This is a genomic window from Paenibacillus ihuae, assembly GCF_001368795.1.
Taxonomy (GTDB): domain Bacteria; phylum Bacillota; class Bacilli; order Paenibacillales; family Paenibacillaceae; genus Paenibacillus_AQ; species Paenibacillus_AQ ihuae.
Window position 1 is genome coordinate 2,069,323 of record NZ_LN831198.1, and the last position, 12,502, is coordinate 2,081,824.

Here is a 12,502-nt window from a genome sequence, read left to right on the forward strand (position 1 = left end):
GCTGCACTTGAAGCGGGTAATCACGTCATGTGCGAGAAGCCGATGGCTAAGACTACTGCCCAGGCTCAGGAGATGCTGGATGCAGCACGCCGCACCGGCAAAAAATTGTCGATCGCATATCAGAACCGCTTCCGGTCAGACAGCGAATATTTGAAGGGAATGTGCGAAAGCGGAGAACTCGGCGACATCTATTATGGTAAGGCGATTGCGCTGCGCCGCCGTGCTGTTCCGACTTGGGGCGTATTCCTGGATGAAGAGAAGCAGGGCGGAGGCCCGCTGATCGATATCGGTACACATGCGCTTGATTTGACCCTGTGGCTGATGGATAATTACAAGCCGCGTATGGTTGTAGGATCGACCTTCCACAAGCTCGGCCAGCGTAAAAATGCCGCCAATGCTTTCGGTCCGTGGGACCCGGAGCAATTCAAGGTGGAAGATTCGGCTTTCGGCTTTATCACCATGGAGAATGGGGCAACTATCTCGCTCGAATCCAGCTGGGCGCTGAATGTCTCCGAGTTTGGTGAAGCCAAAACGCTGCTGGCAGGTACCGAAGGCGGTGCAGATATGAAGGACGGACTGCGGATCAACGGAGAACGTGCCGGACGGTTGTTCGAAACCAAAGTTGATCTCTCCTCTGGCGGTGTTGCCTTCTACAGCGGCTCTGCTGAGACTGAAGCAGACCGTGAAGCCCGCTTATGGCTTGAAGCGGTGAGAGAAGACAAGGATCCGGTTGTGTTACCGGAACAAGCGCTTGTCGTTACCCAGATTCTTGAGGCTGTGTATGAATCTGCCCGCACCGGCCGTGCTGTATATTTTGACGGAAGCTCGGACAACGAATAAAATCAAATTGGAAACATTAGACAAACAGGAGTGGAATTCATGAGTTCAAACAAACATACTATAGTCATCGTTGGATATGGCGGCATGGGCAGCTATCATGCCCAGCTGATCGGAGAAAATGAGCACCTGGAAGTAGCAGGCTCATTTGACCCGCTGCGGGCACGGCAGGAAGCATCGGAGGCAGCAGGCTACAAGGCTTACGCGAGCTATGAGGAAGTGCTTGCAGATCCCGCTGTTGAGGTTGTACTAATTGCTACACCGAACGATGTGCATAAAGAAATTGCCGTCAGGGCGCTGCAAGCCGGCAAACATGTCGTCTGCGAGAAGCCCGTCGCCATGTCTTCGGATGAGTTTAAGGAAATGATTGCGGCAGCAGATGAAGCCGGCCGTGTGCTGATGGTCCATCAGAACAGACGCTGGGATGAAGATTTCCGTGTGATCAAACAAATGTACGAGAAGGAAACGATCGGGGCGTTGTTCCAGATCGAATCCCGCGTCCATGGGGCTAACGGCATTCCGGGCGACTGGAGGCATGTCAAGGAGCAGGGCGGCGGAATGCTGCTGGACTGGGGTGTGCATTTGCTGGATCAGCTGCTGTTCATGATTGACAGCAAGGTAATCAGCGTGTCCAGCACCTTGAGTTATATTCTTGGTAACGATGTGGACGACGGATTTGAGGCGGTTCTGCAATTCGAAAATGGCATCAAAGCCATCGTAGAAGTCGGCACGACCAACTTTATCACTTTACCGAGATGGTATGTTAAGGGGATAGAAGGTTCGGCCGTAATCGAAGACTGGTCTCTGACCGGAAGAATCGTCACCCGCAACAGTGAAAGCGAGCACCGGGAGCCGACTCCGATCCGCGCCGGTGTAGGTCTCACTAAGACAATGGCTCCGCCGTCGGAAGGCTCAACGATTACTGAAGCACTGCCTCCTGCAGCAGAGCTGCCGGACGGATTCTACAATAATTTTGTAGGCGTCATAGAAGGTACTGCTGAACCTATTGTAAAGAATGCGGAAGTGCTGCGTGTGCAGAATCTGATCGAAGCCATTTTTGCAGCCGCCGAGAAGAACGAGGTCATTAAGGATTTTGATACTTACGGAGCATAAGAATGAACAATTATTATGATGAGAGGCGGCAGGTCAATGAAACTTGGAGTATTTATGGTGCTTTTCGGCGGTCGCAAGCTGGAAGACGCGCTGGATTATGTAGTTTCCAAAGGCCTCAAAGCGGTTGAGATTGGTACCGGAGGCTATCCGGGCAACAGTCACTGCGATCCTAAGCAGCTGCTGGAGGATGAAGCGCTACTTGGAGAATTCAAGCAAAGAATCGAATCACGCGGTCTGATCATCAGTGCGCTAAGCTGTCACGGCAATCCGCTGCATCCGCAGAAGGAGCTGGCGCTTAAGGATCATGAAGATTTGGTCAATTCCATTAAGCTCGCCCAGAAGCTGGGAGTACCGGTGGTCAATACCTTCTCCGGCTGCCCGGGTGACCATGAAGGTGCAAAGTACCCGAACTGGCCGGTTGCCCCTTGGCCGAACGATTATCAGGAGATTCTGACTTGGCAGTGGGAGAATAAAGTCATTCCATATTGGAAGGAAATGGGCGAGTTTGCTACGCAGCATGGCGTGAAGATCGGACTTGAGCTGCATGGCGGCTTCTCTGTGCACACACCAGCTACTCTACTGCGCCTCAGAGAAGCAGCAGGGGAGGCTATCGGCGCTAACCTTGACCCGAGCCATATGTGGTGGCAGGGCATTGATCCGGTGCAGGCGATTCATATTCTCGGACGCCGTGGAGCGATTCACCACTTCCATGCCAAGGATACTGTCATTGATCCGGTCAATGTTAACATGTACGGATTGACCGACATGCAGTCCTATGGCAATATGCTGGACCGCGCCTGGCAGTTCCGCTCTGTGGGCTATGGACACGATGTGAAGACATGGGGGGATATTATCAGTGCCCTGCGTCTCGTCGGTTATGATTATGTTGTCAGCATTGAGCATGAGGACGGCCTGATGTCCATTGAAGAGGGCTTCTCCAAAGCCGTCGATAATCTCCGGCAGGTGCTGATTGAGGAACCGCTTGGCGATATGTGGTGGGTGTAGTCATTTATGGAGAGCTTCACCAAGGTCAAACTGGATGAACGGCAGCTGAAGATGCTGGTTCACACCGCCTTTGCTGCGGATATAACCATCGTCTCCTGTACGGAGCTGACGGGCGGATTTTTTAATACTGCTTATGATCTGCTGCTCAGTGACGGAAGGTCTGTCATTCTGAAGGTCGCTCCTTCGGAGGAAACGCAGACGTTGAGTTATGAGAAGGACATTATGCGGGCTGAAGTGGAGGCTATGCGGCTCGTTGCGGCAGGGGGCAAAGTTCCCGTCCCTGCTGTCTACAGCTTTGATGAGAGCCGGAGCTTAATCCCATGCCCTTATTTTTTCATGGAGAAGGTTGAAGGCCAGCCATATAGTAAGGTCAAAGAAAGTTATTCAGCCGGGCAGAGAGCCGCAGTTGAGGCTGAGCTTGGCCGGTATCAGCGGCTGATTAATGAAATTACAGGACCTGGGTTCGGCCTGTTCGGACTGGATACATTGGGTGCCCCGGCTTCATGGCGGGAAACGTTTACTGCTATGATATCCACTCTTCTTACAGATGCTCGGAATCTGGATGCAGTCTTGCCGGCAACGGAAGAGGAAATCAGGCAGGAGCTGGAGCATTATCTGCCTGCGCTGGATGAGGTGACAGAACCGCGCCTGATTCACTGGGATCTGTGGAATGGCAATCTGTTTGTTAAAGACGGTGTAATTGTCTCCATTATTGACTGGGAGAGGGCGCTGTGGGGGGATGTGCTGATGGAGTATTACTTCCGGCACTTCGAGAATTCACAGGCCTTTTTTCAGGGGTATGGGCAGACTTTTGACAGTCCGAACGAACTTCTCCGTAAGAAGCTCTATGATTTCTATCTTGATCTGATCCTGGTGATTGAGTGCTATTCCAGGCAGTATAAAGATGACAATCATGTGCGGTGGGCTGCAGAAAATCTGGCGGAGAGCTGGAAGTCCTTCAAGCATATCAATGCTTCCAAAGTGTGACACAAGAAGGCCGGATCTTGCTCATAGCGGGTTCCGGCCTTCTTGTCGGATATTGCCTGACAGCTTCTGCTCGTGTTGCTGCTCAATCCACCGTTTGTCTGGGGGCGGATCAAGAGTAAAACTGACATGAATTTGAGATGTTTCATTTTCAGAAAGCACTTGACTAAGAGGCATGAAAATAGATAAAATAATACTTATTGCCTATGTATATACTGAGAATCATTATCGTACTTTTGAAAAGAGCAGAGAGGGTGACAGGATGGAGCGCCTTTTAGAGGTAAAAGACTTAGCAATTTCATTCAAAACACGCGGCGGAGAGGTTCAAGCGATCCGTGGTGTTAACTTTCATGTGAATAAAGGTGAAACACTGGCGATTGTAGGCGAATCCGGTTCCGGTAAAAAGCGTAACTTCCCAAGCGGTCATGAAACTTGTTCCGCAGCCGCAGGGTCAATACAAACGCGGTCAAATCTTGTTCGACGGACAAGACCTGATTCCGAAAACCGAAAAGCAGATGCAGAAAATCCGCGGTAAAGAAATCGGCATGATCTTCCAGGATCCAATGACTTCCCTGAATCCAATGATGAAGGTCGGCAAGCAAATTACCGAAGTACTGTTCAAACACGAAAAAATCTCCAAGGATGCTGCTTATAAACGTGGTATCGAACTGTTGGGCCTGGTAGGTATTCCGTCACCGGAACGCCGTTTTCAGCAATATCCGCATGAGTTCAGCGGCGGGATGCGTCAGCGTGTCGTAATCGCTATGGCACTTGCGGCCAACCCTAAGCTGCTGATTGCCGATGAGCCGACAACTGCGCTCGACGTAACTATTCAGGCACAAATTCTTGATCTGATGAAGGATCTGCAGAAGAAAATCGATACAGCGATCATCTTTATCACCCATGACCTTGGTGTAGTTGCCAGAATGGCTGACCGTGTAGCGGTTATGTACGCCGGTCAGATTGTTGAAATGGGTACTGCTGAAGAGATTTTCTATGATCCTAGACATCCTTACACTTGGGGCTTACTTGCTTCCATGCCAAGTCTGGAGAGCAAAGGTTCCCTGCTGACAGCTATTCCGGGAACACCTCCCGATCTGATCAAGCCGCCTAAGGGTGATGCATTTGCTCTGCGCAGCACTTATGCTATGGCGATTGACATGGAGAAGGAACCTCCGATGTATAAAGTATCGGATTCCCACCTGGTGAAATCCTGGCTGATGCATCCGATGGCTCCGGCTGTCGAGCCGCCTGAAGTGGTGAAGAAGAGACAACGTGTAATGCCGAATGCTTATCCTCAGCCAATTTTGGTTGAAGGCAACAGCGTGTATTAATTACCGGTTTAAGTTTATACTTATAAGATTAGCGTCAGTCCGTTATACGGATTGGCGCTTTTTTTGCGCGATAAACGTGTAATGCAAATGGATTTAGGTAGTTTATGTTTTATAAAAGTATGAACTAATATTAATATATATAAATAAAAGTATTGACTATTTTTCTTTTTCACAGCACAATGTAAGGGTATACATAGGAGGTATTCTCATGAAAAAACGCGCTATGACCACATTATTATCCTTAACCCTGTTATCCGGCTGCAGCGGCAGCGGTGCACCTCAGTTCAAGAATGTATCGGTGCATGATCCTTCCGTTATTAAAGTGAACAATACGTATTATGTATTCGGTTCCCATCTGGCTTCGGCCAAATCCAAGGATCTGATCTCGTGGAAACAGATTTCTTCCGTAGTGGAAGACGGCAATAAGCTCATTCCGAATGTTACCGAAGAGCTCAGCGAGACCTTCAATTGGGCTAAGACAGACACGCTGTGGGCGCCGGATGTAATTCAGCTTGGTGACGGTAAATTCTATATGTACTATAACGCCTGCAAAGGGGATTCACCGCTATCTGCGATGGGGATTGCCGTCTCTAACAAGATTGAAGGGCCCTATAAGGATCTGGGGATCATTCTGAAATCCGGAATGGCCGGAGCAGGAAGTGACGGTGAAATTTATGATGCCACCGAGAAGCCGAATGTAGTGGACCCGGATGTGTTCTTCGATAAGGAAGGCAAGCTGTGGATGGTCTACGGTTCGTATTCAGGCGGAATCTTTATTCTGGAGCTTGACCCGGCTACGGGCTTCCCGCTCCCGGATCAGGGCTACGGCAAGAAGCTGCTGGGCGCGAATCATGCCCGGATCGAAGGGCCTTATATGCTGTATAGCCCGGAAACCGATTATTACTATCTGTTCCTATCATACGGTGGGCTGGATACCAAGGGCGGATATAATATCCGTGTAGCCCGCTCCAAGAATCCGGATGGACCTTTTGAGGATTCAGAAGGCAAGGCGATGATAGATGCCAAAGGCAATCCGAAGAAGCTGTTCGATGATCCGTTCTATGCGCCTTACGGAGTGAAGCTGATGGGCAATTTCGAATTCAGAAACGGTGATTCGGAGCCGGCGGCCATTGGCGAAGGATACGTATCACCCGGGCATAATTCAGCTTATTATGATGAGAAGAGCGGCCAGTATTATCTGATTTTCCATACCCGTTTCCATAGCCGGGGAGAAGAGCATGAGGTGCGGGTGCATCAGATGTTCATGAACGAGGAGGGCTGGCCGGTAGTGGCTCCACACCGGTATAGCGGGGAGAAGATCGCTGCATACACTTCCGAAGAGGTTACCGGAGAGTACAAATACGTGAACCACGGGAAGGACATTACAGCCAGGTCTGTAGTATCGCAAATGATTGAGCTGACTGCAGACGGTAAGATCACTGGAGCGGTAACCGGCACGTGGAGCTTAAGCGGGGAACATACTGCCAAGTTAACGGTCGAAGGAAAAGAATACAGCGGCGTCTTCCTCAAGGAATGGAATGAAGCAGTGAACGGCAATGTGATGACATTTACCGCTCTTTCCAAGGAAGGTATTGCTGTCTGGGGAAGTCATGTATTGACAGAACCTAAGGAGTAGTTGAGAAAATACTGTAACAGCAACCTCCGGATAACGTATTGACGTTGTCCGGAGGTTTTATGTGTTACTAATACCTCTTAACCACGATTACTGCATTGTGTCCGCCGAAGCCAAAAGAATTAGATATCCCGATATTCAATTCTGCAGTACGTGAGTGGTTTGGCACATAATCGAGGTCACAGATTTCGTCAGGGGCCTCCTGGTTGATTGTAGGGGGTATCAGACCTTCCTGGATACTCTTGATCATTGCAATAGCTTCCAGGCCGCCAGCCGCACCGAGGGTGTGTCCGGTCATTGATTTATTCGCGGTTACAGGAATACGGTAGGCAGCTTCGCCGAACAGTTTTTTAATAGCGGTTGTCTCTGAACGGTCGCCGATCAAAGTACTGGTCGCATGTGCACTGATCAGGTCAACTTCTTGCGGTTGTACCCCGGCCTCCTGCAGCGCCAGCTTCATCGCCTGGTAGGCGCCAATTCCTTCGGGATGGGTTGCAACCATGTGGTATGCATCTGAGCTGGCCCCGTAGCCTATAACCTCAGCATGGATGACGGCATTTCTGCGCAGGGCGTGCGAGAGCGACTCCAGAATCAGAATAGCGCCGCCTTCGCCGATCACAAATCCGTCCCGGTTGCCGTCGAATGGCCGGCTGGCTTTCTCCGGCTCCTCATTGCGGGTCGACAAGGAAGTCGCATTGCCAAAGCTGGCCAGTGCAATTTCTGAAATCGCCGCCTCAGCGCCCCCGGCAATAACACAATCTGCACCGCCATAGCGTATCAGCCGGAATGCTTCTCCGATCGCGGTATTTCCGATCGAGCAGGCGGTCACCGGAGACAGTGTAGGACCAAGCGCCCCGAACCTGATACTGATCGATGCTGCAGCCATGTTGGAGATCAGCATAGGAATTAGAGTCGGACTGACTCTTTCCGGTCCGCGGGTCTTGAGCAGCTCAGCCTGCTCCATCAGTGTATTTATACCTCCAACACCTGAACCGACATATACGCCGAGCCGCTCCCGGTCAAGCTTCTCCAGCTGCAGGCCGGAATCGGCCCAGGCTTCCTCAGTCGCTGCCAGCGCGAACTGGGTAAACCTGTCCATCCGGCGGGCTTCCTTGCGGCCGAATCTGGCTTCCGGATCAAAGTCCAGAACCTCTCCGGCGATCTTGCTTTTGAAGTGAGATGTATCAAATGAAGTGATCGGGGAAATCCCCGATTCACCGGCGCTTAAGCGTCTCCAGAATGGTTCTACCGAGTTACCGAGCGGTGAAATTAAGCCCATGCCTGTAATGACTACCCGTTCCATATGAATCCTCCTCGATTCTTTTGAATACTTCCCTGTAAGGGGTATAAATGTATTTTTCCACTTTACTTATCCTATTACAAGTTGTGGTTTATACTAGTATAATTACTACTATTGTAGAATCATTAATTGAAGGGAGGCATAGAATATGTCCAATCAGACCAGACTTCAGGCCTTGTCCAATTTCCTGAAATCGCGCCGGGCAGCGATAACGCCAGCTTCATCGGGACTTGCTGAAGGAACCCGCAGAAGGACTCCGGGACTAAGAAGAGAGGAAGTCGCACAGTTAGCCGGAGTAAGTAATACGTGGTACACCTGGCTGGAGCAAGGAAGGGATATTAAAGTCTCTCCTTCTGTGCTGGAATGTATCGCTGGTGCGCTCAGATTGACCAAGGATGAACGGAATTATCTGTTTGCCCTGGCGCTGGAGAATGGCCCGGGCATGGCTGCGTTCCAGCAGGAGGAGGCCTCTGTGATCAGCCCGTCTCTGCAGAAAATTCTGCAGGAGCTCACGACCTGCCCGACGATTATCTCGGACCGCCGCTGCGGGATTGTCGGCTGGAATGAGGCGGCGGCACATGTCTTTCTGGATTTTGCCCAGCTTCTGCCGGAAGAGCGTAATATGATCCGCCTATTGTTCGTGCGTAAGGAATTTCAGCGGCTGGCCGTGAATTGGGAGCAATTTGTCCGGGGGTTTTTGTCTATTTTCCGGGCGTATTACGGGCAGTATGTGGAAGACAGCTGGTATGACGATTTTATCGCGGAAATGAAGGCTCAACACCCTGCTTTTCATGAGCTGTGGGAGGAGAGCCGGGTCAGCAGTGCACCGGATGTGGTGCTGGAATTCCGCCATGCCAAGGCAGGCAAAATGCTGTTTCACCTTACTTCACTTCAGGTGCATGGAAGTACGGATTTACGCTGCAGCATCTATACTCCAGCCAAGGATTCCAATACGGAAGCCAAGCTGAAGCAATTAATGAAATAGCATCGATGTAACAATTGATAAAAATAATTTATGTATTCATAAAAAACAATAAATATGCAATATCGAGTTTCCGGCATATACTTTTAATGTGATGTTAACTTTCAGATGAGCGGAAAAGGAGCTAGTATGATGGCAAAGGTTACCGGATTAGAAGGCGTAGTTGCAGGAGAAACAGATATTGGATTAGTGGATGGCGAGAAGGGGCATTTGGTCTATCGCGGCTACTGGGCGAAAGAGCTTGCAGTCAGCAGAAGCTACGAGGAAGTGGCGTTTTTGCTGTGGAACGGGCATTTGCCTGATCCGGGCGAATTAGAGAAACTTAAGCAGGATATGGCTGGAGCGAGAATAATCCCGGATTATTTGCGCGGAATGATTGATTTGCTTCCTCCATCCGTTCCTATGATGCTGGTACTGCAAAGCGCTGTAGCAGCCTTAGGAGAACCGGTGAATGCGAGCTGGCCGCCGACACTTCCCCAGGCACTCCGGTTAACCTCGGTGCTGCCGACGATTATTGCTTACAGATACCGCAAATTGAATAACCTTCCGGTTATTGAGCCGCTTGCTGAGCTGGGTCATGCCGCCAATTATTTGTATATGCTGAAAGGGCAAATACCTGAAGAAGCCCATGTTCGGGCACTCAGCGCCTATCTGATTCTTTGCATGGAACATGGTATGAATGCTTCTACCTTTGCATCCCGGGTCGTCCTCTCCACAGAGTCAGATATGTGTGCAGCTGTATGCGGGGCTATCGGAGCGATGAAGGGTCCGCTGCATGGCGGAGCACCTTCTGAAGTCATTGCTATGCTGGACGAGATTGGAACAATGGACCGGGCTGAGCCGTGGATTCGTGCTGTACTTGATAACAGAGGCAAGATTATGGGCTTTGGACACCGGATTTATAAGACGAAGGATCCGCGCGCGGAAGCGCTGATGATTGCGACCGTAGAGATGAACGGTAAAGACCCGTCCTTTGATCTGGCCATTCATGTAGAGCACACCGCTATCCGCCTGCTGGAGGAATACAAACCGGGCCGCCGCTTATTCACCAATGTAGAGTTTTACGCTGCGGCAATTCTGCGTGCTTTGCAGCTTGACCCTGAGATCTTCACTCCAACCTTTACGGCGGGAAGAATTGTCGGCTGGACTTCGCATATTCTTGAGCAAGCGGCGAACAACAGAATATTCCGTCCTCAATCCGTATACACCGGGCCGATGCCTGATCTCGAAGCTTAATAGGTTTGAAGAACTCATGTGAAAGAGCCGTATAATATAGTCTGAAAAACACCCCTGACCGCTTAGCGGCCAGGGGTGTTTGATAGAGGGAATGCTCATGAGTGAGTATGGCGGATACTCTGGTATTCCATTAGAAGTCTGATGTTGCGATTTCAATGGTGCCGAAAACTGCGCCGGCAGCTGTGCTTAACAACGCGGCAACCAGCAGCAAGTTTACTGACAGCGTAAGGCTGTTCAGTGCTGGAATAGTGTAAGTGACCACTGGAGCATTTACCCGATAGATAACGAGATCGACGGGAAATGCCGAGCCGTTGTTAACAGTAACAGCAGCGTTAATGCCTCCGGCAAGATTCTCGTAATAGGATTTACCTACCGATGGAGCCAGATTGAAGTATTGAATCGGTAATAAGATAGCCATCTTGATGACCTCCTTTGTGTTTGATAGAATATCATATTCAGTAAATCTATGAGTGTTATAACGGATGTCTTGGGAGATTCGCACATTTTAATAGGTTGCTGCGTCTATCAAAGAACAGCCCCTATCCGTAATGGATAGAGGCTGCTTAGGAAGAGGGACTATTGCGCTATGAAGAGATATTCGCTCCTGTTCCCTTAGAACGATTACCATAAGTCCGGTACAGGGCCAGTCCGAAGACTGTTCCGGCTAACGACATCGCTGACACGTACAGATAAAAGCTTCTTCCTCCGAAGGAACCATACAGCGCCCCTCCCGCATAGGAAGCCAGAATCCCTGATACTCCGAAGAACAGAAGAGCCAGCACCGTTTGACCTGTGGCACGCCATTCTTCCGGCACAATGCGGTACAAATACTGGATGGCCGCCGAGTAGAAGACGGGGAAAGTGAAGAGCTGCATAACCTGAAGGTATGCCAGCAGGTGCGGGTCTGTGATCCAGGCGGAGAGAAAGAAGCGGATGAAATAACATGCACCCGCAAAACTGATAATCAACAGTTCCTTACCCTGGCGCAGCCACCAGAAGCTCAGAGCGAAGACCAGAATTTCGCTGATTGCCGCCAGAAAAAAAGACTGGCCTATGAGTGCCGCACTGCCGCCAAGATCGAGTAGGGTCACCCCTAAAAAGGTATCGTTCATTCTTGCCGGCACAGAGATAATGAACACCAGCAGCAGGAACAGCAGGGTCTCCTTATTGCTGAAAAAATGCCTGAGGCTGTTCAGCGTGACCGGTTTTCCCGATACCGGTGCATCTGGCATCTTCCAGCTGACTAGAAAGGCTAGCAGACAGCTGCCGGCAAACAGCAGGCCTAAACCGCGCGCCCCCAAATAATACATGACATATCCGGTAAGCAGAGCCATGATGCCGTATCCAAGAGCACCATAAGTACGGATAGAGCCATAGCTGATGCCGCTCGCCTCGGCAATCCGGAAATTGAGGCTCTCTGTCAGCGGGTCGATCGGCATTAGAAAGAAATAGAGCAGCATCGCGAGCAGAATAAGCTGTATATAGCTGGTGGAGTCATACAGGAAGTAGCCGGTGATAGCTGAGCACAGCAGTAGCAGCAGAAGTACTTTGCGGATTGTCTTCGTCCGGTCACTGATCATACCCCATAAAGGCTGGGCGATAATAGTGATGAACCCGCCTGTCCCGATTACCAGGCCAATCTGTGCCGGGGTCAGGCCCTGATCATCTAAATAGACCGGCAGAAAGGGGATAAACATGGCCAGTAAGGCAAAATACAGAAAGTTAAAGCTTCGGAGCAGAATGGATGTGTTCATAGATTTAGAAACCCTCGCGTTTTTCATAGATTAATTAGAGGCAAGCCCAGTTATTGTATCATGCCTATGAACTCCAATCAGCTTAGAATATGTTACACTTGGAATAATTCTAGTGAAAATGTAAGGAGAATGACGATGATCAAACTGGTGTCATGGAATGTAAACGGTCTTCGAGCCTGTGTGGGCAAAGGTTTTAACGACTACTTCAAAGAAAGTGCTGCAGATATCTTTAGTGTGCAGGAAACGAAGCTGCAGGAAGGACAAATCGTCCTGGAGCAGGGCGAAGAGTATTACCAGTATTGGAATTATGCCCAGAAGAAAGGC

Annotated in this window: 10 protein-coding genes and 2 pseudogenes; 9 read left to right on the top strand and 3 right to left on the bottom strand. The window is 50.2% G+C overall.

Annotated features, from left to right (window positions below; genetic code table 11):
• The 6 genes and pseudogenes from AQR02_RS09310 to abnB all read left to right on the top strand — a co-directional run.
• A partial coding sequence (locus AQR02_RS09310) for a Gfo/Idh/MocA family protein (RefSeq protein WP_245237253.1) occupies positions 1-840 on the top strand: 840 nt, incomplete at its 5' end.
• Between the two features lie 39 nt (positions 841-879).
• Positions 880-1,950, top strand: a complete 1,071-nt coding sequence (locus tag AQR02_RS09315) for a Gfo/Idh/MocA family protein (RefSeq protein WP_054940329.1) — start codon at positions 880-882, stop codon at positions 1,948-1,950.
• 36 nt (positions 1,951-1,986) lie between these two features.
• Positions 1,987-2,955 (top strand): sugar phosphate isomerase/epimerase family protein, encoded by a 969-nt coding sequence (locus AQR02_RS09320; RefSeq protein ID WP_054940330.1) that lies wholly within the window; start codon positions 1,987-1,989, stop codon positions 2,953-2,955.
• A gap of 6 nt (positions 2,956-2,961) precedes the next feature.
• Entirely contained in the window at positions 2,962-3,942 is a 981-nt protein-coding gene (locus tag AQR02_RS09325; protein WP_054940331.1) for a phosphotransferase family protein, read from the top strand.
• A 259-nt stretch (positions 3,943-4,201) separates the two neighbouring features.
• Positions 4,202-5,273 (top strand): annotated as a pseudogene (locus AQR02_RS09330) (ABC transporter ATP-binding protein).
• 223 nt (positions 5,274-5,496) lie between these two features.
• The gene (gene abnB, locus AQR02_RS09335) at positions 5,497-6,909 is read left to right on the top strand and encodes an arabinan endo-1,5-alpha-L-arabinosidase AbnB (RefSeq protein ID WP_245237597.1); all 1,413 of its coding nucleotides are present in this window, start codon (positions 5,497-5,499) and stop codon (positions 6,907-6,909) included.
• Positions 6,910-6,976: 67 nt separating this feature from the next.
• Here the strand turns inward: abnB and fabF are convergent, their stop codons facing one another.
• Positions 6,977-8,209 carry a beta-ketoacyl-ACP synthase II gene (gene fabF, locus AQR02_RS09340; protein ID WP_054940333.1) on the bottom strand — a complete coding sequence of 411 codons (1,233 nt, stop codon included), beginning with the start codon at positions 8,207-8,209 and terminating at the stop codon, positions 6,977-6,979.
• Positions 8,210-8,354: 145 nt separating this feature from the next.
• On the opposite strand from fabF, the gene AQR02_RS09345 reads away from it, so the two are divergent.
• Entirely contained in the window at positions 8,355-9,191 is an 837-nt protein-coding gene (locus AQR02_RS09345) for a helix-turn-helix transcriptional regulator (protein WP_054940334.1), read from the top strand.
• 129 nt (positions 9,192-9,320) lie between these two features.
• On the top strand, positions 9,321-10,424 hold the full coding sequence (locus AQR02_RS09350) for a citrate synthase/methylcitrate synthase (protein ID WP_054940335.1): 1,104 nt from the start codon (positions 9,321-9,323) through the stop codon (positions 10,422-10,424).
• Positions 10,425-10,554: 130 nt separating this feature from the next.
• Here the strand turns inward: AQR02_RS09350 and AQR02_RS09355 are convergent, their stop codons facing one another.
• Both AQR02_RS09355 and AQR02_RS09360 read right to left on the bottom strand, forming a co-directional pair.
• Positions 10,555-10,842, bottom strand: a complete 288-nt coding sequence (locus tag AQR02_RS09355) for a hypothetical protein (protein ID WP_054940336.1) — start codon at positions 10,840-10,842, stop codon at positions 10,555-10,557.
• 166 nt (positions 10,843-11,008) lie between these two features.
• Positions 11,009-12,178, bottom strand: a complete 1,170-nt coding sequence (locus tag AQR02_RS09360) for an MFS transporter (RefSeq protein ID WP_082451752.1) — start codon at positions 12,176-12,178, stop codon at positions 11,009-11,011.
• Between the two features lie 138 nt (positions 12,179-12,316).
• On the opposite strand from AQR02_RS09360, the pseudogene AQR02_RS33890 reads away from it, so the two are divergent.
• Positions 12,317-12,502: pseudogene (locus AQR02_RS33890) on the top strand (exodeoxyribonuclease III); the annotation flags it as partial.

Excerpts from the sequence above, each read along its gene's own strand:
- AQR02_RS09320 (WP_054940330.1), top strand. The coding sequence starts at position 1,987 with ATGAAACTTGGAGTATTTATGGTGCTTTTCGGCGGTCGCAAGCTGGAA.
- AQR02_RS09360 (WP_082451752.1), bottom strand. The coding sequence starts at position 12,178 with ATGAACACATCCATTCTGCTCCGAAGCTTTAACTTTCTGTATTTTGCC.
- AQR02_RS09355 (WP_054940336.1), bottom strand. The coding sequence starts at position 10,842 with ATGGCTATCTTATTACCGATTCAATACTTCAATCTGGCTCCATCGGTA.
- fabF (WP_054940333.1), bottom strand. The coding sequence starts at position 8,209 with ATGGAACGGGTAGTCATTACAGGCATGGGCTTAATTTCACCGCTCGGT.
- AQR02_RS09350 (WP_054940335.1), top strand. The coding sequence starts at position 9,321 with ATGGCAAAGGTTACCGGATTAGAAGGCGTAGTTGCAGGAGAAACAGAT.
- AQR02_RS09315 (WP_054940329.1), top strand. The coding sequence starts at position 880 with ATGAGTTCAAACAAACATACTATAGTCATCGTTGGATATGGCGGCATG.
- AQR02_RS09325 (WP_054940331.1), top strand. The coding sequence starts at position 2,962 with ATGGAGAGCTTCACCAAGGTCAAACTGGATGAACGGCAGCTGAAGATG.
- AQR02_RS09345 (WP_054940334.1), top strand. The coding sequence starts at position 8,355 with ATGTCCAATCAGACCAGACTTCAGGCCTTGTCCAATTTCCTGAAATCG.
- abnB (WP_245237597.1), top strand. The coding sequence starts at position 5,497 with ATGACCACATTATTATCCTTAACCCTGTTATCCGGCTGCAGCGGCAGC.